Genomic DNA, 21181 nt, shown 5'->3' on the forward strand with positions numbered 1-21181 from the left:
CGATCTTGGAGTTGTGGCGCCTGGGATGTCGCTTTGGTGAGCCTTGTGAGGTGCCACAACTCCAAGATCGACGGCGACACCCGCCCGGCGGCGGGTCAGGGTTCAGGGGATCAGGCGGTGGGTTAGCCAGGGGAGCAGGGACTCGCCCTGTAGGCGCTGGAACGCCCGTACCGTGGGGATGCCGGGTGGGGGTGGCTGGCGGGCGCCGTCGAGGAAGAAACCGGTGAGGCCGGCCAGCACACCCGTCAGGTCGGCCGGGTCGACATTCGCGGTCAGCGGCTGGGCGGCCAGCAGCGCGTCGGGGTCGTGGCCGCCGTACACCTGCACGTTGACGACGGTGAGCAGGGTGTCCAGCCAGGCCGGCCCGCGACAGGCCCACGGCCAGTCGACGACGGTGACCGATCCGTCCGGGCCGAGCAGCAGGTTGTCGGCGCGGACGTCGACGTGGCAGAGCGTGTCTCCGGCGAGCGCGGCCAGGCCCCGGCCGGCGGCGGCGCACAGTTCGGGCAGGTGGGACCGGGCCCACGGGTCGAGGTCGGCCGGCGGGTCGGCGGCGATGCGCCGCCAGCCGCCGAAGTCGTGCGCGAGGTGTTCGGCGGCGGTGGTGGTTCCGGCGGCGGCGGGCGCCGGGGTGAGCGCCGCCGCCATGGTCTCCAGCGTGGACAGCACGGCCGTCAACTCGCCGGTACGCCACGGGGTGGCCGGATGCCGGCCCTCCACGTCGGCGAAGACGAGCGCGATCCAGTGGCCGTCGTCGTAGTTGCCGAGCAGCCGGGGTGCGGGTGCGTCCGGGGGCAGGGCGGCGGCGATCCGGGCCTCGGCGCGGTGCAGCGTCGGGCTGCGGTCGTTCTGCGCCGGGCTCACCGCCTTGACGAAGGCCCGGCCACCACCTGCGGTACGGACCCGGTCGGCGGTGCCGGGGGAGAAGCCGCCCGGCTGCGAGTGCGCCGCCACCACCCGGTCGCCGAGGACGGCCTCGACCCCGTCGCGTACGTGCGCGGGCAGTTCGTGCCAGTGCAACCGGGTCTTCGTCACCGTCCCACGGTGCGTGCCGCCCGCCGTCCGGGGCAACCGGGTTAATCGTTGCGCGTGTAGTGCAGGACGACCACGCCGGCGTCGAACGGGCGCGCCGAGGTGAGCGTGAGCCGCCGCGGATCGAAGCCGGTGTCGACGAGCTTGATGCCGCTGCCGACGACCACCGGGTTGACCTTGACCACCAGCTCGTCGATCTCGTCCAGAAGCTGGCCGGCGAGCTGCCCGCCGCCGCAGAGCCAGATGTCGCGCCCGGGTTGCGTCTTCAGCTCACGGACGAGGGCCGCCGGGTCACCGGCGACGACCTCGACGTCCGGGTAGTCGGCCGGGGGCAGCGAGCGGCTGAAGACGTACTGCTTGAGGTGGGCGTAGGGGCTGGCCTCGCCGAGCTTCAGGCCCGGCTCGTAGCTGCCGCGGCCCATCAGCACGGTGTCGAAGCGGCCGCTGGGCGGGGACTCGATGCCGAGTTGGGCGTGGGCGAACGTGGGCAGCGTCTGGGGCCACTCGGCCACCAGGTGGGGCGCCAGGTCAGGCGTCAGCGGGAGGAAGTCGAACGACCCGTCGGGCGCGGCGATGAAGCCGTCGAGGGTGCTGGCGACGAAGTAGACGAGCTTGCGCAAACCGGCTCCGATGTCCGAGGTGATCCACGACGGCTGTCGTGGTTCGGAGATGAATGTACAACACCTGTCGTGGTTGTTGCTAGTGTGTTCGCGTGGCCAGGAACCCGGAACGCCGTACCCTGCTCGCCGACGCCGGTCTGCGGGTGCTCGCCGACGCGGGCGCGCGCGGCCTGACCCACCGGGCGGTCGACGCCGAGGCGGGCGTGCCCACCGGCACCACCTCGAACTACTTCCCGTCCCGCGCGGCGCTGCTCGCCGGCCTGGCCGAACGGATCTTCGCCCGGATCGCGCCCGACCCGGCCGTGCTCGCCGACCTCGGGCGCCGCGAGCCGTCGCTCGCGCTGATGACCGACTACCTGCGCGACATCGTCGCGCGCACCACCCGCGAGCCGGGCCTCACCCGGGCGCTGTTCGAACTGCGGCTGGAGGCCGCCCGCCGCCCCGAGTTGCGGTCCGCGCTCGGCGGCGTGCTGCGCCAGGGGTACGCCGACGACGTCGCCCACCACCTCGCCGCCGGCCTGCCGGGCGGGGCGTACGAGGTGGCGCTGCTGCACTACGCCGTCGACGGGCTCCTGCTCGACCTGCTCACCACCTCGATCGACGCCGGGTTCGACACCGATCAGGTGGTCTCCGACCTCGTCTCCCGTCTGGTCGGCGGCGCCACCGGTTGAGTCTCCTCGCCGTGCGTTAACCCGGGGCGACCAGCGGGAACGCTGGGCCGGACGCCCCTGGGAAGGAGCAACGGATGAGGGATCGCACCGGAATGACCATCGGCGTGCTCGGGTCGTACGGCGGTCGTAACCTCGGCGACGAGGCGATCCTCACGGGTCTCCTGGACGACCTGCGCCGACACGAGCCGAACGCCCGGATCATCGTGTTCTCCCGCAACCCGGCGCACACCGCGCTGGCCCACCCCGAGGTCGAGGCGGTGCCGTGGGAGGGCGTCAGCCGCGTCGACTCGTCCCCGGTGCTCAACCAGCTCGACCTGCTCATCCTCGGCGGCGGCGGGATCCTCTACGACAAGGAGGCCCGGCGCTACCTGCGGGTGGTCCGGGTCGCCCAGGAACGCGGGCTGCCGCTGCTCACGTACGCGGTCGGTGTCGGCCCGCTCAGCGACACACTCGACAGCGGCATGGTGCGCGAGACGCTGGCGCAGGCCGTCGAGGTGACCGTCCGCGACCAGGAGTCGCGGATGGTGCTGGAGGAGGCGGGCCTGGTCAACCCCATCACCGTCACCGCCGACCCGGCGTTCCTGCTGGAACCGGAGGAATTCCCCGAGCAGTGGCTGCGCGAGGAGGGCGTGCCGGCCAACTCCCGGCTGGTCGGGCTGAGCGTGCGCGAGCCGGGCCGGGCGGCCGAACGGCTCGACGTGGACGGCTACCACCGCCTGCTCGCCCAGATCGGCGATTTCCTGGTGCACCGGATCGACGCGCACGTGCTGTTCGTGCCGATGGAACGCGACGACATCCGGCACTCGCACGGCGTGCTGTCGCACATGACCGCCGCCGACCGGGGCCGGATCCTGCACGGCGACTACCGCCCGGCGCAGATCCTCGGCCTGATGCGCCACTTCGACCTCGCGGTCGGCATGCGGCTGCACTTCCTGATCTTCGCGGCCATGATGGGCACCCCGTTCCTGCCGCTGCCGTACGCCGGAAAGGTCTTCGACCTGGCCCAGCGGCTCGGCGTGCCGGCGCTGCGCGGCGTGGAACGGGAGGTCGAGGGCCCGCTGCTGGCCGAGGTGGACCGGCTGTGGGACGAGCGGGCGGCGCGGGCCGACGAGACCGCGCGCCGGGTGGCGGAGGTCTGCGAGCAGGCGCGGGGCACCTCGCAGGTGACCCGCAGCGTGCTGGACAGCATCCGGGCCCGGTCGCTGACCCCCGCGGTCTGAGCCGGGTCGTCAGACCGCCGGGCCGCGCCAGGAGTAGACCCAGTCCCGGCCCGGCTGCTCGCCCGACTCCAGCTCGTAGATCTGTGCCTCCGCGAGCCCCTTCGACCCGAGGTGGTGGTGGGTCAGCGGGGGCCGGCCGTTGCTGTCCAGCTCGACGGTGACGGTCTCGCCGTCGGCCGCACCGCCCACCAGGGGGATCTGCACCGTGGAAGCCATGCGCCCATCCTGCCCCGGCCGGCTCGCCCGCGCAGGGGATCACGCGGGGCGGCGAAACGGGCACAGCGCGTACTAGGGTCCGGGAATGGCGCACCCGACGATCGATCCGACTCTCGGTCCGGTCCTCGCCCGTACGGGCGGCGAACGGGCGATCCTCGACGCGTTCCTCGACTTCCACCGCGGCACCGTGCTGCGCAAGGTACGCGGCCTGACCGACGCCGACGCCACCCGGCGTCTGGTGCCCTCACTCACCACCCTGGCCGGGCTGCTCAAGCACCTGACGGTGGTCGAGGGGAACTGGTTCCGCCGCCTGTTCGCCCCGGAGCCGGGCGACGTCTACGTCGCCTCCCAGGCCGACGCCGACGCCAGCTTCACGCTCTCAGCCGGCGACACGGTCGCCTCGCTGGCCGCCGCGTACGAGGCGGCCTGCGACCGGTCCCGCGAGGTGGCCGCGCGGTTCGACCTCGACCACGTGGTGCCGCACCCGCAGCTCGGCGAGGTGTCGCTGCGCTGGGTGCTGGTGCACCTGATCGAGGAGACCGCCCGGCACGCCGGGCACGCCGACATCCTGCGTGAGCTGACCGACGGCGAGACCGGCGCGATCTGACGCCTCAGGCGCGGGGGAGCAGCCCGTCCGGGTACTCCATCCCGTCGTGTGCGCAGGCCGCGGCGGCCACCCGGGCGGCGTACCGGGCCGCGTCGAGCACGTCCGCGCCGCGCAGCCGGGCGGCGATCACCCCGGCGGCGAACGCGTCCCCGGCGCCGTTGGTGTCCACCACCGGGCCCGGCGCGGTGGCGGCGGGCACGTGGGCCGGCGGGGCGTCCGGGGTGTGCAGCGTCGCGCCGGCCGCGCCGCCGGTGACCAGCACCGTGCGCGGCGCCAGCCGGGCCGCTTCCGCCCCGGCCCGCTCGCCGAGCCGCGTGTCGCTGACGAAGACCAGGTCCGCGATCCGGGCGAACGGGCGGTGGTAGTCGTTCTCGCCGTCCCAGTCGTGCAGGTCGGTGGAGACCGACGGCGCGGCGCGCAGCACCGACAGCGAGTCCCGGGCCCAGTCCATGATCGACAGGTGGACGTGGGCGGCGCCGGCCACGAGCGCGGCCAGTTCCGCGTCGGCGAACGGCGCCGGCCCCGACCACGGGCGCGGGTCGTGCAGCGACATCCGCCGTCCGGCCGGGTCGACCAGGTTCACCGAGCGCCGGGTGCCGGCCGGCGCGTCGGCGAGCGTGGTCCGGATCGAGGTACGCGCCAGCGCCGCCCGCACCACGTCACCGGCCGGATCGGCGCCCAGCACGTCGACGAGCGCCACCCGCAGGCCGAGCGCGTGCGCGGCCAGCGCCACCCCGGCGCCGGTGTTGCCGATCCGCATGTCGATCGGCGGCACCAGCAACGAGTCGGCGACGGGCGGTGGCAGCGCGGGCACCTGGACACGGACGTCCACGCCGAGCCCGCCGATCACGAGAAGGTCGACCATGGCGCCGACGATATCCGCGCCCCGCCGCCTATCCTGGCCCCCGGGCGTCGTCTCCGGGACCCGGCGCCGTCGAGGGGGAGTGCGTGCTGGTCATCCACGGGCTGTGGCTGCCCCGCGCCGGGCTCGCCCTGTGGGCCGAGGACAGCACGCGCCCGGCCCGCGCGCCCCGCCGGCCCGGTCGCGTCCCGCGCGAGCGCCCGCACCCCTTCGCCGCCGACCACGCCACGCTCGCCGACGCGCTCGACGCCATGCCGGGCGAGCCGATCTCCGCCCTGCTGGACCTGCCGACCCGGGCCGGCTCGCCGCTGGACTCGCCGGAGCTGGTCCGGGCCACCGTCGGGGAACCGGTCCGCGGCCCGGTCACCCGCGCCGGATGGCGGGTCCCGGCCCTGGCGTACGCCCCGGACGCGGCGTACGAGCTGCTGCGCGCGCCGATGCCGGGCCCGGTCGGGGCGAGCCTGCGCCACCTGTGCGAGCTGGCCGACTTCGCCGCCGACCTGGTGGCACGCGGCCGGCTGCTGCCCGGCGTGCTCGACGCGTACCCCGGTGGTGTGCCCGACGGCGGACCGGCCGCGACCGGCCGGCGGACCTCGGCGCGGCGGTCACCGGCGGCCTCGGGCGTGGTGGATCCGGGCGCGAGGCCCGGGCGGCGGTTGCGGGCCGTCGGGGCGGACGACGTGGCGACGGCGTGGGCGCTCTGGCGGCCGCTGCTCACCGGCACCGACGCGGGCTGGGCGCGCGACCTGGCGACGGCGTTGCCACCGGCGGCCCGTGCCGCCCGGGAATGGCGGCCCGAGCCCTGGGACGCGCCGGTGGCGGCGCCGGTCGGTGCGGGCGGTCCGGCGGACTACGCGTGGGCCGGGCGGGCCGACGACATCGGGGCCGGTGAGCTGGTCGCCGAGGCGCTGGACGCGCTCGTCGACGCCGCCGCCCGGGTGGCGCTGGCCGACACCCGGCTGCACCGCGGAATGCGCCCGGTCGGCGCGGTGCCGCGCTGGCTGGCCGCGCTGACCGGCCCGGAGCGCGCGTTCCCGGCCGAGCCCGCCGCCCTGAAGACGTTGCGCCACGAACTGGACGCCTGGCAGCGCGACGCCGCCGGCGGCGCGGTACGGGCCACGTTCCGCCTGGTCGAGCCGGACGTCGACCCGGTCGCCGAGCTGGTCGAGGACGCCGTCTGGCGGGTCGAGTTCGGCCTGCACCCGGCCGACGAGCCGGGGCTCGTGGTGGACGCCGCGCACATCTGGCAGCGGCCCGCGCCCGCGCTCACCGCCCGGGGCGTCGAGCCGCAGGAGACACTCCTGGCCGAGCTGGGCCGCGCCAGCCGGCTCTGGCCCGAGGTGGACGCCGCGTTGCGTACCGCCGCGCCGGAGGGGATGGAACTGGACGCCGAGGGCGCGCACCGGTTCCTGCGCGAGGGCGCTCCGGTGCTGCACGCGGCCGGGTTCGGGGTGCTGCTGCCGTCGTGGTGGCGGCGCTCCTCGTCCCGGCTCGGCGCGCGGCTGCGGGCGCGCAGCCGCAGCGCGCCCGGCGCGGTCGCCACCACCGACGGCAAGCTGGGGCTGGACGCGCTCGTCGACTACCGCTGGGAGCTGGCGCTCGGCGACCAGCCGCTGACCGCCGAGGAACTCGCGACGCTCGCCGACCTGAAGTCCCCACTTGTCCGGCTGCGCGGCCGGTGGGTCGAGCTGGACCCGCAGCGGCTGGAGGCCGGGCTGAAGCTGCTGCGCTCCTCCGGCGAGCTGAGCGTGGCCGACCTGCTGCGGATGGGACTGTCCGGTGACGACCGGGCCGGTGAGCTGCCGGTGCTGGACGTGGTCGCCGACGGCGCGCTGGGCGAACTGCTCGCCGGTGAGGCGGAACGGCGGCTCACCCCGGCCGACCCGCCGCCGGCGTTCACCGGGACGCTGCGGCCGTACCAGCGGCGCGGACTGGCCTGGCTGGCGTTCCTCCAGTCGCTCGGGCTCGGCGGCATCCTCGCCGACGACATGGGCCTGGGCAAGACCGTGCAACTGCTCGCGCTGCTCGCCGGTGACCCGCCGGAGGCCGGGCCCACGCTGCTGGTCTGCCCGATGTCGCTCGTCGGCAACTGGCAGCGGGAGGCGGCGAAGTTCGCCCCCGGGCTGCGGGTGCACGTGCACCACGGCGCCGAGCGCGCCCGGGGCGAGGGCTTCGCCACCGCCGTGGGGGAGGCGGACCTGGTGCTCACCACGTACTCGGTGGCGGCCCGGGACGCGTTCGAGCTGGCCGGCGTCGACTGGCACCGGGTGGTGGTGGACGAGGCGCAGGCGATCAAGAACGCCGCCACCCGGCAGGCCGAGGCGGTCCGGTCGCTGCCCGCGCGGCACCGGGTCGCGGTCACCGGTACGCCTGTGGAGAACCGGCTCGCCGACCTCTGGTCCATCATGCAGTTCGCGAATCCGGGGCTGCTCGGCCCGGCCGCCACGTTCCGCAAGCGCTTCGCCGAACCGATCGAGCGGCACGGCGACGCCGAGGTGGCCGAGCGGCTGCGCCGGATCACCGGCCCGTTCGTGCTGCGCCGCCTCAAGACCGACCCGTCGATCATCACCGACCTGCCGGAGAAGCTGGAGATGGAGGTGGTCTGCAACCTCACCGCCGAGCAGGCCGCCCTCTACCGGGCCGTGGTGGACGACATGATGGCGAAGATCGAGTCCAGCGACGGGATCGAGCGGCGCGGGCTGGTGCTGGCCACCATGACCCGGCTCAAGCAGGTCTGCAACCACCCCGCGCAGCTGCTGCACGACGGCTCCGCGCTGGACGGCCGCTCCGGCAAGCTGGAACGCCTCGACGAGATCGTCGACGAGGTGCTCGCGGCGGAGGAGAAGGCGCTGCTGTTCACCCAGTACGCCGAATTCGGCGGCATGCTGCGCGGGCACCTGTCGGCGCGTACCGGCCGGGAGGTGCTGCTGTTGCACGGCGGCGTCGGCAAGGCCGAACGGGACGCCATGGTGACCCGGTTCCAGACGCCGCAGGGACCGCCACTGTTCGTCCTGTCACTGAAGGCCGGCGGCACCGGTCTCACGCTGACCGCCGCCAACCACGTCGTGCACGTGGACCGCTGGTGGAACCCGGCCGTCGAGGACCAGGCCACCGACCGGGCGTTCCGCATCGGACAGCGCCGCCGCGTGCAGGTACGCAAGTTCGTCTGCGCCGGCACCGTCGAGGAGAAGGTGGCCGCGATGATCGCGGACAAACGCAGCCTCGCCCGGTCCGTGGTGGGCAGCGGCGAGCAGTGGATCACCGAGCTGTCCACCGACACGCTGCGGGACCTGTTCACGCTGGAGTCCGGGGCGGTGGTCGAGTGAGCCCCGGCTTTGACGACTACGGTCCGCCGCTGCGGGTCGAGGGCGGCCTGCGGGCGCGCAGCACCAGAGGCGCGATCGGGCAGTCCTGGTGGTCCCGGCGCTTCGTGGAGGTGCTGGAGTCGTTCGCGCTCGGCTCCCGGCTCACCCGCGGCCGGGCGTACGCGCGCCGGGGGCAGGTGCTCCGGCTCGACGTGTCGCCCGGAAAGGTCACCGCCGAGGTGCAGGGCTCCCGGCCGCGCCCCTACCCGGTCAGGATCGGGCTGGCCGCGTACCCGGAGAAGGTGTGGCGGCGGCTGGAGTCGGAGCTGGCCGGGCAGGCGTTCTTCAGCGCCCGGCTGCTCGCCGGTGATCTGCCGGCCGAGTTGGAGGAGCTGTTCGCCGAGGCGGGCGCGCCGCTGTTCCCGGCCGAGATCGACGAGCTGGACCAGAGCTGCGGCTGCCCCGACTTCGCGGTGCCGTGCAAACACCTGGCCGCCACGTTCTACCTGCTCGCCGAGGCGTTCGACGCCGACCCGTTCCACCTGCTGCACTGGCGCGGCCGATCCCGCGCCGAACTGCTCGACCGGCTGCGTACGCTGCGCGGCGCTCGTACCACCGAGGTGGCACCGGACGGGACCGCGGCGGGCCGGTCGGCGTCTTCGGACGGGAGCGGCGGGGCGCCGGTCCTGGCGGGTCCGGGCGCCGGACGGGAGCCGGCCGCGACGGGTGCCACCGCACCGGTGATCGGTGCGGCGCGGGCCCTGGCCGGGCTGCCGGCGATCGAGCCGGACGCGGAGCTGGACCGGTTCTGGCTGGCGCCGGTGGCGCTGCCGGACCGGCCGCCCACGCTCGCCACCGGCCCGGAGCTGCTGCTGCGCCAGCTCGGGTCACCCGGTGCCGCGATCGGCGGCCCAGGCCTGGCCGAGCGGCTGCGCCGGGCGTACCGGGAGTTCGGCAGCGGCGGAGCCGCTTCCCCCAGGGAGGTCGGCAGCGCCGAGGGCGCGCGTTAAGAAGGGGCCCTTCCTCTACCGAATGCGTTAAGAAGGGGCCCTTCCTTACACCTACAGCAAGCGGCGGCGGAAACGCCACATCACGGCGGCGTTGGCTACCAGCACCACGGCGCAGATCGCCCCGGCCAGCCGTCCGACCAGTACTGTCATCGCTGGCAGCGAGGCCCACAGCACGATCGTCAGCAGCATCATGTATCGGCCCCGGCGCCCCTTGATCCGGCTGTCCAACCGGGCGAAGAACCGAGGGTCACTTTCCCGCAGACGGCGGGTGATCTGTTCGAACCTGCGCTGATCCTCTTGGCTGAGCATGGCGGTGCCTTCCCCTCACGGCTTCAGCGGTTCGGCGGCATACCCGGATCGGAGGCCGGTCACGCGCCGCCGCTGCTGCTGTTTCGCCGGATCGGACAGGCGGAACGAGGTTCTCAGCGCAGGCTTATCCGTACCTTAAGTTTCGGTGAGGCGGTGAACGTCCCCGGCGGCGTCGTCGCGGTGCGAAACCTCGCTTCCGGGCGGCGCGTGATCGGGTCGGCCCTGCTCCGGGCGCCGCCGGGCCCGCCGCCGCAACGACCGGCTCCGGCGGCGGGCCTCAGCACTGTCTTAAGTGCGCTCGCGGGCGGGTTCGGCGCGCCTTGAGCGGCAGGGGCCGCATGGTTACTTTCCCGTAGGCAAACTCTCCGGCAACCGTCGCCGCCCCTGCGCCACCCAACCCCCGGGTGGCAGGCGTGCCGGCGCTCGAAGAAAACGGGATAGGTACATGGCCGACCTGAACGTGCCACCGCGTCGACCCCGGGACGACCGCGGCTGGGACGGATACCAGCACCCCCATCCGGACGGGTACCGCGACCCGCACGCCGCGCCGTACGCCGGCGCTCACCCCGCCGCCGCGCCCGGCCCGCAGTGGGTCGGGCCGGACGGCTTCGCCCCCGGCGCCGGTGGCTACCCGCCGCAGGGCGGCTTCCCCCAGCAGGGCGGCTACGCCCAGCCCGCCGGCGGGTACGGCCCGCCGCCCGGCCCGGGACTGCCCACGCTGGACGACGACGGTGACGAGCCGCCGAACCGGGGTCGCCGCCGCGCGCTGGCCACCCTCGGCGGGGCCGCGGTGGTCGCCGGTGGCGCCGCCTTCGCGCTGTCCCCCCAGGTACGCGGACTGTTCACAGGTGACGCCCCGGGTGACGCCACCGGCACCGTCACCACCGACGGCAACGCGGCGCGGCCGAGCGGCCAGCAGCCCAGCACCGTGCGCACCTACACCGAGCAGAACGAGAGCTACATGGGCTCCCGGGCCGGCGAGGCGCTCAAGCGCAACGCGCCCTCCGGCGGCCGGCTCTACGGCAGCCCGGCCGAAGCCGCCGCGGCGACCAAGGTGACGGTGAAGACCGTGCTCGCCAAGGACGCGATCCGGCACCTCGCCACCCGCACCACGTTCGGCGCCACCCCGAAGATGCTCGCCGACATCAAGCGGCTCGGCATCGACGACTGGCTGCGCCAGCAGCTCGAACCGGAGAAGATCGCCCCGACGAAGGCGGAGCTGAAGCTGGCCGAGCTGACCTCGCTCAAGCTCAGTCCGACCCAGCTGCGTGAGCAGCGCGAGCAGCTCAGCGAGAAGGGCGTCGACCCGGCCCGGGAGACGGTGGACGCCACCATCGCCCGGCAGATCTGGTCGGACCGGCAGCTGTTCGAGGTGATGGTCGACTTCTGGAACGACTTCCTGCACGTCGCCGCCGACTTCGACGGCGGGGAGAACTACCGCAACGCGTTCGACCGGGACGTCATCCGCAAGCACGCGCTCGGCAGCTACCCGGAGATGCTCGTCGCCGCGAACAAGCACCCGGCGCTGCTGCTCTACCTGAACCAGGTCGACTCGCGCAAGGACGCGGTCAACGAGAACCTGGCCCGCGAGAACCTGGAGCTGTACTCCGTCGGCGTCGACGGCGGCTACACCGAGAAGGACGTACGGCAGGCCGCGCTGCTCCAGACCGGACGCGGCGTCGCCGACGGCAAGTACAAGTTCTTCGCCGAGCGGCACTACCTCGGCAAGGTGAAGATCCTCGGGTTCAGCCACGCCAACAACTCCGACGATCCGGTGGCCGCCGACAAGGTCATCGACTCGTACATCCGCTACATCGCGATGCACCCGTCGACCGCCCGGTACGTGGCGCAGAACCTCGCCACCCGGTTCGTCTCCGACACCCCGCCGAAGTCCGTGGTGGACCGGCTCGCCAAGGCGTACACCACGAACAAGGGGCAGATCCGCCCGGTGCTGGCGACGCTGTTCAGCTCCTCGGAGTTCTGGGCGGCGGTCGGTCAGAAGGTGCGCCGCCCGATGGAGTACCTGGTCGCCACGTACCGGGCGCTCGGCGTCTCGCCGGAGGCGGCCCCCGGCTACTCCGGTGACAACCGGCGGACCCCGTTCGCGCAGGGCCTGCGGCAGATCCAGGACAAGATGCGGGAACTCGGCCAGTACCCGATGGGCAAGCCCACCCCGGACGGCTACGCCGACGTCTACCTGGCCTGGACCTCGGCCGGCACGATGATCGACGGCTGGAACGAGGCCGGTGACCTGATCGCCGGCTACCGCAAGCAGTTCACCTTCGCCAAGCCGGAGAAGCTGGTGGCGAAGCCGCCGGCCACCGCCGGGGCGTACGTGGACGCGCTGGCCCAGCGGCTGGTGCACCAGAAGCTCAGCGCCAAGGAGAAGAAGCTCGTGCTCGCCGTGGCCGGGGTCGCCGAGAGCGCCAAGGTCGACGCCACCTTCAACGGGGCCATCGCCGCGGTCGCGCGGACGATCCTCGCGTCCCCCCAGCACCACCTCCGGTGAGGCATTCGATGGAGATGACCGTGAACCCGTACCCCCTGCACCCCGAATGCCCCGACCTGCGGCGGCTGGCCGACAACCCGGCCGAGGCGCTGCTGCGCGCGGAGGCGGACATCGTCGCGGCCGAGAACGCGGCCGAGGCCGACCGGTACCGCCGGCTGGAGGAGGTCGAGGAGGCCCAGCAGGACGGCCGGGGCGTCACCCGGCGTACCTTCGTCGCGGGCGCCGCGGCCACCGCGACCGCGCTGGCCACCGCCCAGTTCGTCACCACGTCGGCGTCGTTCGCCGCGACGAAGACCGGCACGCTGATCCACGTCTTCCTCTACGGCGGGCTGGACGGGCTGAGCCTGGTCGCCCCGGCGAGCGACCCGGTGCTCGCCAAGGCCCGCCCCGACCTGCTGCTCGGCGAGGACTCGCTGGCGCTGGCCCGCGGCTTCAAGCTCACCAGCGCGTTCGCGCCGCTGGAGAAGTGGCTCAAGGCCGGTCAGCTCGGCTTCGTGCCGGCCGCGTCCGACCCGCGGTTGTCCCGCAGCCACTTCCAGGCCGCCGACGCGTGCAACCTGGGCGGCCTGCCCGGCGAGACCGGCGGCCGGGGCTGGCTGGACAGCCTGGTCGACTCGCTCGGCAAGGGCACCGCGTTCCGCAGCGTCGGCATCGGCAGCACGCTGCCCCGCTCGCTGGTCGGCGTGAACGGCGCGATCTCCCTCAACAGCGTCGGCGACCTGCGGCTCAACGGCGCCGACAAGTTCCGCGCGGCCACCGAGAAGGCGATCCGCGGCCTGTTCACCGGCATCAACCACCCGGTCGAGGAGGCGGTGCAGGAGGGCATGGGCGCGCTGGCCACCGCACAGAAGCTCGCCGCGAAGCCGTACGCCGCCGCCGAAGGCGTCGAGTACCAGGGCGTCGGCAACTCCTTCAAGCAGCTCGCCCAGCTCATCAAGGGCGGGGCGAACGTGCGGGTGGCCACGGTCGGCATGGGTGGCTACGACACCCACGAGAACCAGGGCACCCGCGAGGGCGGCCAGCTCTGGCGGCGGCTCAACGAGTTGGCGAAGGCCATGGCCGCGTTCTTCACCGACCTGGGCGACCAGGCGGCGGACGTGACGATCATGGTGTCCAGCGAGTTCGGCCGCCGGGTCGGCTCCAACGGCGGCGGCACCGACCACGGGCACGGCGGTGTGGTCACCGTGCTGTCCGGCCGCAAGCTCGCCAGCTCGCTGCTCGGCACCTGGAACGGGCTGGACAAGCTGGACAGCGGCGACGTGCCGGAGTACAACAACATGTTCAACGTCTACGGATCGGTAGCGCAGGGCCGCTTCGGCCTGACAAACGCCGAAGTGGACAAGGTCTTCCCCCGGCAGAAGTTCACCCCGGTCAAGATCTACGCGTGACGTACCAGGAAACCCGCGCCGCCGGCCGTCGTACCGGGCACTCCGCCCCGTACGGCGGCCGTCCGGCTGCTCCCGTACCCCCGGCTCGTCCGCGCCGCGGCCCCGGCGGCCGGCGCGCGCTCGCCGCGCTCTTCTGGCTGGGTCTGGTCGCCGCGGTCCTGCCGTGGTGGCTGGACACCCCGGCCGGGTCGCTCGCCGACACCGCCGACCTGCTCACCGCGGGCGGCCGGGTCACCGGCCTGATCGCCGGCTACCTGCTGCTGGTCCAGGTGCTGATGATGAGCCGGCTCGGCGTGCTGGAACGCGCGCTCGGCGGCGAGCGGATCTCCCGGCTGCACCGGGATCTCGGCGCGACGCTGCTGGTGGCGGTGCTCACGCACATGTCGCTGCTGGTGGTCGGCTACTCCCGCCAGGAGCGCAACTCGGTGCTCGGCGAGGTCGGCGTGCTGCTGACCGACTACGAGGACATGATCACCGCGTTCGCCGCGGCCGGCGTCCTGGTCACCGTCGCGGTCACCGCGGTACGCGCCGTGCGCCGCCGCCTGCCGTACGAGCTGTGGCACCTGATGCACGCGGCCGGCTACCTGACGCTGCTGCTCGGGTACGCGCACCAGTTCAGCAACGGCGCGCAGCTGCACGAGCCCGGCCTGGTGCGTACCGGCTGGATCGCCGGGTACGTGCTGGTGGTGGCCGCGCTGGTGTGGGGCCGGGTGCTCGCGCCGCTGGCGTTCAACCTGCGGCACCGGCTGCGCGTCGCCGACGTGGTGGCGGAGAGCCCGGACACCGTCTCGGTCTACCTGACCGGGCAGCGGCTCAACCAGATCGACCTGCTCGGCGGCCAGTTCTTCCGCTGGCGGTTCCTCAACCCCGGCTGCTGGTGGCAGTCGCACCCGTTCTCCGTCTCCGCCGCCGCGAACGACAGGTGGCTGCGGATCACGGTGAAGGTCGTCGGCGGGTACACCGCCGAGCTGCGTGACCTGACGCCCGGCACCCGGGTCTGGGCGCAGGGCCCCTCCGGCACGTTCACCGCCGCGCACCGTACCCGGGAACGGGCCCTGCTCATCGCCGGTGGCAGCGGCATCGCCCCGCTGCGGGCCATGCTGGAGGAGCTGCCGCCCGGCGCGGCACTGATCTACCGCGCGAGCACCCCGGCCGACGTGCTGCTGCACCAGGAGCTGGACTGGCTCGCGCAGGCCCGGCAGACCTCCGTCTGGTACGTCGTCGGCCGCCGCGACGACCCCGGCCCCCGCCAGGTGATGAACCCGGAAGGGCTGCGCCGCCTGGTGCCCGACCTGACCCGGCGCGACGTCTACCTGTGCGGCCCGGGCGGCCTGGTCGACGAGGCGGTCGCCGCGCTGCGGGCGGCCGGCGTGCCCCGCCGCCAGATCCACCTGACCGCGTTCGAGCTGTAGGAAAGGCACCACCATGCGTCGCGCGCTTCTCGCGATCACCGGACTGGCCGCCGGCACCACCGCGCTCGTGGTGCTCAAGGGCGCGCCGGGCAGCGGGCAGACCGTGCCGGACGTGCCGGTCGCGCTGGCGCCGGTCGCCCCGGCCGGCTCGGCCGCGCCCGAGCCGCCGTCGCCCACCGCCGCGGCGTCCGGCAGCGCCACGCCGTCGTCGCGCGCCTCGGCCAAGCCCACCCCGAAGCCGTCCGCCGACCGCAGCCCGGCCAGCCGGGGCGGCACCCGTACGCGCACCACGCCCGCCGCGCCCCGGACCACCACCAGCGCGCCCAAGGTCACCACCCGCACGGTGACCGGGCCGTCGGTCACCTACGAGTACGGCTCACTGCAGGTGCGGATCACGCTCAGCGGCAGCCGGATCGTCGACGCCACGGCGATCGGACTGCCGCTGGGTGGGCAGTCCGGGCAGCGCAGCGACGACGTGCAGGCCCGCTACAGCGGCACGTCGGGTGAGGTGGTGGCCCGGCAGAGCGCCAGCCTGAGCACGGTGTCCGGGGCCACCTACACCAGCACCGCGTACAAGCAGTCGTTGCAGGCCGCGCTGGACAAGGCGTGACAGTTCGTTCCGGCCTGCGCCGGGTCGAGCACATCATGGGTACGGCGATCAGCCTGGACCTGGCCGACGACCTGCCCCCGGGGGCCCTGCACGAGCTGGCCGAGGACACGTTCGGCTGGCTGCGCGAGGTGGACGCGCGGTTCAGCACGTACCGGGACGACAGCGAGGTGTGCCGGGTGGACCGGGGCGAGCTGCGGCCCGCCGACGCCTCCGCCGACCTGCGCGCCGTGCTGGCGGCCTGCGCCGACCTGTGGGCCGCCACCGACGGGTTCTTCGACGTGTACGCGACCGGGCGGCTCGACCCGTCCGGCTACGTCAAGGGCTGGGCGGCACAGGTCGCCTCGGACCGGCTGGTGGCCGCCGGCGCGCCGAACCACTGCGTGAACGCGGGCGGCGACGTGCGCGTACGCGGCCACGACGCGGCCGGGGAACCGTGGCGGATCGGGGTGCGGCATCCCTGGGACCCGGCGGCGACCTGTCTGGTGCTGACCGGCACCGACCTGGCGGTCGCCACCTCCGGCGTGTACGAGCGCGGGCACCACGTGGTGGACCCGCGCCGGGGCGCCCCGGCGAAGGGCTTGCGCTCGGTGACGGTGGTGGGCCCGGACCTGGGCGTAGCCGACGCGTACGCGACAGCGGCGGTGGCCATGGGCGGACCCGGCCTCATCTGGCTGGACGGCCTGCCGTCCCCCTGGCAGCACGCCGTGGTCACCGAGGACGCCCACCAACACCACTCCCGCACCCTCCCTGCCTGATCCCCGGGGTGGGTGGGTCAGCGGAGAGGGCGGTGGAGGATGGCGGGGCGGGAGCCGGTGGGGCGAGGGCGGCCAGGGCGGACGCCCAAGGGGCGGGTGAAGGCCCACGGATGCAGACGGCGGCGGGGCCGCGCCGGCTCGGTACCGCCGGTGTGGCGGGCAGCGTCGTCCCTGGACATGGTCAAAACCCCCGCTCTGGCGCGCACGCGCCCTCGCCAGGTTCAACGAGTGCGGTGCCGGGGAGGTCGCTGTCAGGCACCCGTCCGGGGCGGACGGGGAGATCAGCGGCCCCGCCGGGGGAGCGGGAGGTGGCCGGGGAACAGGTCCGTGCCGAGCGTCACGCCGGCCGCGCGTAACGCGGCGATCAGCGCGTTCTGCACCAGGTAGGAGTCGGGCAGCTGCCAGCGGGCCTGCTCCGGGGCGACCGCCCAGCGCACCGTCCCCTCCGGCAGCCGGGTCGGCGGAGCGGGGATCCACGAGCCGGGTCCGTGGCGTACCACGTGGAAGCAGTGCTCCAGCTCCGGGCGCAGCGGGTCGCCGGGGCGGACCAGGAACATCCAGCGGCCGGTCGGGGTGACCAGCGCCGGTCCGCGTACGCCGAACCCGGCGGGATGGGTGGCGACCGCGTCGAGCACCTGCCGGCCCAGGTGGGCGGCGACCTCGAGCACGTCGAACGCGTGCCCGGTGGGAAGCAGGACGCCGTGCGGGCGGCTGCGCCACCAGGTGGCCACCCGGGCCGGGTCGGTGCTGGCGGCGTGCTCCCAGTCCTCGAGCGCGGGATGGCAGCCCACTGTGGGGCAGCCGGCCCGGCCGCAGACGAAGCGGCTGTTGGCCAGGCAGGCGCCGGGGGTGACCGGCCAGCCGTGCAGCGCGTACCGCACCGCGACGCGGCGCAGCCGGACCCGTTCCAGCGGGGACAGGTGAGCGACGCGCGGTCGGACATTCCTCCACATGTCTGACATCCCCTCTCATCCCGCCAAACTGTCCACATGCCACACGTCGAAAGCCGTCACTGCCGTAACCCACACTCGTTGTGGTGACTAACGGTCGGTGCAACTTGCACGAAAACTACGAGAACTGGCTGGTCGGTGGACGCACAACCTGTGCGACCAGGGAAAGCCTGGGAGACGTGGGAGGAGCGGCCGGCGCCGTGAGGGGGAGGGAGCAGGGATGGACGAACTACCCATAGGCCGGCGGGTGGCGTACTGGCGGAGCCGGCGCAAGATGTCCCAGCAGGTCTTCGCCGACCGGCTCGGCAAGTCCAAGAGCTGGGTGGACAAGGTGGAGCGTGGCGTCCGCCGGCTCGACAAGTTCTCCGTCCTCTACGAGATCGCCGACATCCTCCAGATCGACGTGCAGTTGCTGCACGGCAAGGACCCGGAGCGGCGTGCCGACGCGCTCAACTGCATCGACCAGGTCGAGGTGGAGGAGATCCGCACCGCCCTGGAGCGGTACGACTCGATGAGCGCCTACTTCGACGCGGCGCCCTGCCCCCCGCCGCTGGCCGACATGCGCAAGGCCGTGAACCACGCCTGGCTGACCTACCAGTACGGCCGGTACGGCATGCTCACCCGCGCGCTGCCCAAGCTGCTGCGCGACGCCCAGGCGGCGGACGCCGGCTACGCCGCCGGCGACCAGGTACGCGAGGCCGCCCACCTGCTCGGGCAGGTCTACCAGATCGCCTCCTCGGTGCTGCGCAAGCTCGGCGAGTGCGACCTCGCCTGGCTGGCCGCCGACCGGTCGATGGCGGTGGCCCAGCGGGCCGACGACCCGCTGCTGGCCGGGATCGCCACCACGAGGGTCTGCAACGCGCTCGTCGCGATGGGCCGCCCCCGCCCCGCGCTGGAGCTCAACGTGCGCATCGCCGGCCGGCTCGCGCCCGGTGGCGACAACGACGTCCGGCCCGAACGTCTCTCCGTCTACGGCATGCTGCTGTTGCAGGGCGCGATGGCCGCCGCCCGGATCGGCGACTCGGCGACAGTGGACGACCTGCTCGCCGGCGCGGACGAGGCGGCGACGATGCTCGGCGGCGACCACAACTACTACTGGACCTCCTTCGGGCCGACCAACCTGGAGCTGCACCGGGCCGCCGCCGCCGTCGAGCTGGGCGACGGCGGCCGGGCGGTGGAGACGCACCTGCGGCTGTCCGAGCCCGCGTTCAACGCGCTGCTGCCGGAACGCCGCGCGCACCACCTGCTCGACCTGGCCCGGGGCTACTCCCAGATCGGCGACGTCGCCAACGCCGGGGACATGTTGCTGCGCGGTGACCGGCTCGCCCCCTCCGAGATCCGGTGCCGGCCGATAGCGCACGAATTGATGTCTGAGATTCTCCGTCGCACACGTGGTGCGCCGCCTCCGCCGATCGCGGAGTTGGCTGAGCACATGGGAGTCGGAGTATGAGCGGTCCGGAGACCGCGAGCGGGCACCGGCGGGTGCTCTATGTCATCGCCTGCGGTTCGCCGCTGGCCCGTCACGTCGGCCGGCTGGTCGACCTCGCCCAGCAGGAGGAGTGGACGGTCTGCGTGGTCACCACCCCGGACGGCGCGAAGTTCGTCGACCGGGCGGCCCTGGCCCGGCAGACCGGCCACCCGGTCCGTACGCACTACAAGAACCCGGGTGACCTGGACGTGCTGCCCCCGGCGGACGCCATGCTGGTGTGCCCGGCCACCGTCAACACGATCAACAAGTGGGCGGTCGGCATCACCGACACCCTCGCGCTCGGCCTGCTGGTCGAGGCGCAGGGGATGGGGGTGCCGATCGCTGCCGTCCCGTACACGAACGTGGCGATGGCCGGGCACCCGGCGTTCCGGGCCAGCCTCGACCGGCTGGCCGGGTGGGGCGTCCGAGTGGTCTTCGGCGACCACGTCGTACGCCTGCATCCGCCCGGCACGGGGGAGCGGCGCGCGGACGCCTTCCCCTGGGACGCCGGCCTGGCCGCCCTGCGCGGCGCGGACCGGCCGGTAGCCCCGGTCGGCTGACGGTGTGAGCGTGGCTCCCGGCGCGCCCGGGAGCCACGCCCGACGGCGGTCGGCGTGTACCGGCCCGGACGCCGGTAAGCTGGCCGCCCGTGAGCACAACCGTCGCCGACGTGGTGGCCGCCCTGGACCGCCGTTATCCGCCCGCCTGGGCCGAGGAGTGGGACCGGGTCGGCCTGGTGGTGGGCGAGCCCGACCACCCGGTACGCCGGATCACCTGCGTGGTGGACGTGGTGCCGGAGACCGTGGAGGAGGCCCTCGACGCCGGCGCGGACATGATCGTCGCGCATCACCCGCTGCTGCTGCGGGGCGTCTCCTCGGTGGCCGCCACCACGTACAAGGGCCGGATCGTGCACCGGTTGATCAAGGCGGACGTTGCGCTGTACGTGGCGCACACCAACGCCGACGTGGCCGATCCCGGCGTGTCCGACGCGCTCGCCGCCCGGTTCGGGCTGACCGGGCTGCGCCCGCTGCACCCGCCCCGCCCCGGCTCGCCCGCCGACGGGCCCGGCCGGGGCATCGGCCGCATCGGCGAGCTGCCCGAGCCGGTGACGCTGACCGAGCTGACCCGGCTGGCCGCCGCCGTGCTCCCGGTCACCGCCTGGGGCGTTCGCGCCGCCGGGGATCCCGGGCGTATGGTTCGTACCCTCGCCGTCAGCGGCGGCTCGGGGGACGGCTTCCTCGCCGAGGCGACCGCGGCCGGGGTGGACGCGTTCCTCACCGCGGACCTGCGTCACCACCCGGCCGGGGAACACCTCGCCGCGGGCGGCCCGGCGCTGCTGGACGCCGCCCACTGGGCGACGGAGCGACCCTGGCTGGACGACCTGGCCGCCCACCTGACCGGCGAGCTGGGCGTCGAGACCGTGGTGTCCGACCTGGACACCGACCCGTGGACCGTGCACGCCGCCGCGCCCCGGCCGGACGACAAGGAGCCCCGACGTGAAGGCTGACCCGAAGGTGCAGCGCCGCCTGCTCGACCTCCAGGCGATCGACACCGCGCTGGCGCAGCTCGCGCACCGCCGCCGCAGCCTGCCGGAACGGGCCGAGCTGGAGGCCCTGGCGCGTGAGCTGTCCGCGCTGGAGGACGAGCGGGTCCGCGCCCAGGTGGCGGTCGACGACCTGGACCGGGACATCGCCCGGATCGAGAAGGACGTCGACCAGGTACGGGCGCGCAAGAGCAAGGACGAGGCGCGGCTGGCCTCGGGCAGCGGCCCGGCCCGCGAGCTGGAGGCCCTCCAGCACGAGCTGGTCTCGCTGAACCGCCGGCAGAGCGACCTGGAGGACGCCGAGCTGGAGCTGATGGAGCAGCGGGAGACCGCGCAGGGTGTGCTCGACGGCATCGAGAGCCGGCTCGCCGAGACCCGGGACCGCCGCGCCGCGACCGAGCAGCGCCGCGACGAGACCCTGGCCGAGATCGCCAAGGAGGAGGAGTTCAAGCGCACCGCCCGCCAGCCGCTCGCCGGTGACCTCCCCTCGGACCTGGTCGGCCTCTACGACAAGATCCGCGAGGACACCGGCATGGGCGCCGCGCTGCTCACCGGTGGCCGCTGCGGCGGCTGCCGGCTGGAGATGTCCGGCGCCGACCTGGCCCGCATCCGCAAGGCCGACCCGGACGACGTGGTCCGCTGCGAGGAGTGCCGGCGGATCATGGTCCGGACCAACGAGTCGGGACTGTAGCCG

General features: G+C 74.1%; 20 protein-coding genes. 14 read left to right on the forward strand and 6 right to left on the reverse strand.

Annotated elements, in window-relative coordinates:
• Nucleotides 1–102: 102 nt before the first annotated feature.
• Both AMK25_RS30915 and AMK25_RS30920 read right to left on the reverse strand, forming a co-directional pair.
• Nucleotides 103–1035 carry a phosphotransferase family protein gene (locus AMK25_RS30915; RefSeq protein ID WP_073831889.1) on the reverse strand — a complete coding sequence of 311 codons (933 nt, stop codon included), beginning with the start codon at nucleotides 1033–1035 and terminating at the stop codon, nucleotides 103–105.
• 41 nt (nucleotides 1036–1076) lie between these two features.
• A complete protein-coding gene (locus AMK25_RS30920) occupies nucleotides 1077–1652 on the reverse strand; it encodes a dihydrofolate reductase family protein (RefSeq protein WP_073831890.1) in 576 nt (191 codons plus the stop codon).
• Nucleotides 1653–1744: 92 nt separating this feature from the next.
• Between AMK25_RS30920 and AMK25_RS30925 the strand changes: the two genes are divergently transcribed.
• Complete coding sequence (locus AMK25_RS30925; protein ID WP_073831891.1) at nucleotides 1745–2323, forward strand: TetR/AcrR family transcriptional regulator; 579 nt, start codon at nucleotides 1745–1747, stop codon at nucleotides 2321–2323.
• Between the two features lie 74 nt (nucleotides 2324–2397).
• Nucleotides 2398–3543 carry a polysaccharide pyruvyl transferase family protein gene (locus AMK25_RS30930; protein ID WP_073831892.1) on the forward strand — a complete coding sequence of 382 codons (1146 nt, stop codon included), beginning with the start codon at nucleotides 2398–2400 and terminating at the stop codon, nucleotides 3541–3543.
• Nucleotides 3544–3552: 9 nt separating this feature from the next.
• On the opposite strand, the gene AMK25_RS30935 is transcribed toward AMK25_RS30930, so the two are convergent.
• A complete protein-coding gene (locus AMK25_RS30935) occupies nucleotides 3553–3759 on the reverse strand; it encodes a hypothetical protein (protein WP_073831893.1) in 207 nt (68 codons plus the stop codon).
• Between the two features lie 85 nt (nucleotides 3760–3844).
• On the opposite strand from AMK25_RS30935, the gene AMK25_RS30940 reads away from it, so the two are divergent.
• Nucleotides 3845–4366: a DinB family protein gene (locus tag AMK25_RS30940; RefSeq protein WP_073831894.1), complete on the forward strand. Its 522-nt coding sequence runs from the start codon at nucleotides 3845–3847 to the stop codon at nucleotides 4364–4366.
• 4 nt (nucleotides 4367–4370) lie between these two features.
• Here AMK25_RS30940 and AMK25_RS30945 read toward each other — a convergent pair whose 3' ends face one another.
• Nucleotides 4371–5231 carry a carbohydrate kinase family protein gene (locus AMK25_RS30945; RefSeq protein ID WP_073831895.1) on the reverse strand — a complete coding sequence of 287 codons (861 nt, stop codon included), beginning with the start codon at nucleotides 5229–5231 and terminating at the stop codon, nucleotides 4371–4373.
• A gap of 83 nt (nucleotides 5232–5314) precedes the next feature.
• Between AMK25_RS30945 and AMK25_RS30950 the strand changes: the two genes are divergently transcribed.
• On the forward strand, nucleotides 5315–8554 hold the full coding sequence (locus AMK25_RS30950; RefSeq protein ID WP_073831896.1) for a DEAD/DEAH box helicase: 3240 nt from the start codon (nucleotides 5315–5317) through the stop codon (nucleotides 8552–8554).
• Nucleotides 8551–9543, forward strand: a complete 993-nt coding sequence (locus tag AMK25_RS30955) for an SWIM zinc finger family protein (protein ID WP_073831897.1) — start codon at nucleotides 8551–8553, stop codon at nucleotides 9541–9543. The genes AMK25_RS30950 and AMK25_RS30955 overlap by 4 nt, the downstream gene beginning before the upstream one ends.
• 51 nt (nucleotides 9544–9594) lie before the next feature.
• Here the strand turns inward: AMK25_RS30955 and AMK25_RS30960 are convergent, their stop codons facing one another.
• On the reverse strand, nucleotides 9595–9852 hold the full coding sequence (locus AMK25_RS30960) for a DUF3040 domain-containing protein (RefSeq protein ID WP_043329246.1): 258 nt from the start codon (nucleotides 9850–9852) through the stop codon (nucleotides 9595–9597).
• Between the two features lie 445 nt (nucleotides 9853–10297).
• On the opposite strand from AMK25_RS30960, the gene AMK25_RS30965 reads away from it, so the two are divergent.
• The 5 genes from AMK25_RS30965 to AMK25_RS30985 are packed head-to-tail and all read left to right on the forward strand — an operon-like array spanning nucleotide 10298 to nucleotide 16526.
• A complete protein-coding gene (locus AMK25_RS30965; RefSeq protein WP_073831898.1) occupies nucleotides 10298–12361 on the forward strand; it encodes a DUF1800 domain-containing protein in 2064 nt (687 codons plus the stop codon).
• Nucleotides 12362–12369: 8 nt separating this feature from the next.
• Nucleotides 12370–13749, forward strand: a complete 1380-nt coding sequence (locus AMK25_RS30970) for a DUF1501 domain-containing protein (protein ID WP_073831899.1) — start codon at nucleotides 12370–12372, stop codon at nucleotides 13747–13749.
• The gene (locus AMK25_RS30975; RefSeq protein WP_073831900.1) at nucleotides 13746–15161 is read left to right on the forward strand and encodes a ferredoxin reductase family protein; all 1416 of its coding nucleotides are present in this window, start codon (nucleotides 13746–13748) and stop codon (nucleotides 15159–15161) included. The genes AMK25_RS30970 and AMK25_RS30975 overlap by 4 nt, the downstream gene beginning before the upstream one ends.
• A 13-nt stretch (nucleotides 15162–15174) precedes the next feature.
• Nucleotides 15175–15771, forward strand: coding sequence for an FMN-binding protein (locus AMK25_RS30980; RefSeq protein ID WP_073831901.1), 597 nt, complete (start codon nucleotides 15175–15177; stop codon nucleotides 15769–15771).
• A 35-nt stretch (nucleotides 15772–15806) separates the two neighbouring features.
• A complete protein-coding gene (locus AMK25_RS30985; RefSeq protein ID WP_073831934.1) occupies nucleotides 15807–16526 on the forward strand; it encodes an FAD:protein FMN transferase in 720 nt (239 codons plus the stop codon).
• A gap of 281 nt (nucleotides 16527–16807) precedes the next feature.
• On the opposite strand, the gene AMK25_RS30990 is transcribed toward AMK25_RS30985, so the two are convergent.
• Complete coding sequence (locus AMK25_RS30990; RefSeq protein WP_073831902.1) at nucleotides 16808–17479, reverse strand: bifunctional DNA primase/polymerase; 672 nt, start codon at nucleotides 17477–17479, stop codon at nucleotides 16808–16810.
• A 217-nt stretch (nucleotides 17480–17696) separates the two neighbouring features.
• Between AMK25_RS30990 and AMK25_RS30995 the strand changes: the two genes are divergently transcribed.
• From AMK25_RS30995 to AMK25_RS31010, 4 genes are all read left to right on the forward strand, one after another.
• Nucleotides 17697–18926, forward strand: a complete 1230-nt coding sequence (locus AMK25_RS30995) for a helix-turn-helix domain-containing protein (RefSeq protein WP_073831903.1) — start codon at nucleotides 17697–17699, stop codon at nucleotides 18924–18926.
• Nucleotides 18923–19504: a flavoprotein gene (locus AMK25_RS31000; RefSeq protein ID WP_073831904.1), complete on the forward strand. Its 582-nt coding sequence runs from the start codon at nucleotides 18923–18925 to the stop codon at nucleotides 19502–19504. The genes AMK25_RS30995 and AMK25_RS31000 overlap by 4 nt, the downstream gene beginning before the upstream one ends.
• An 89-nt stretch (nucleotides 19505–19593) precedes the next feature.
• Nucleotides 19594–20451: a Nif3-like dinuclear metal center hexameric protein gene (locus tag AMK25_RS31005; protein WP_073831905.1), complete on the forward strand. Its 858-nt coding sequence runs from the start codon at nucleotides 19594–19596 to the stop codon at nucleotides 20449–20451.
• Nucleotides 20441–21178 (forward strand): zinc ribbon domain-containing protein, encoded by a 738-nt coding sequence (locus tag AMK25_RS31010; protein ID WP_073831906.1) that lies wholly within the window; start codon nucleotides 20441–20443, stop codon nucleotides 21176–21178. Before AMK25_RS31005 ends, AMK25_RS31010 begins: the two co-directional genes overlap by 11 nt.
• The last annotated feature ends 3 nt before the right edge of the window (nucleotides 21179–21181 follow it).

Origin of the sequence: Micromonospora sp. TSRI0369 (assembly GCF_001905625.1) — a bacterium.
GTDB classification, from domain to species: Bacteria; Actinomycetota; Actinomycetes; order Mycobacteriales; family Micromonosporaceae; genus Micromonospora; species Micromonospora echinospora_A.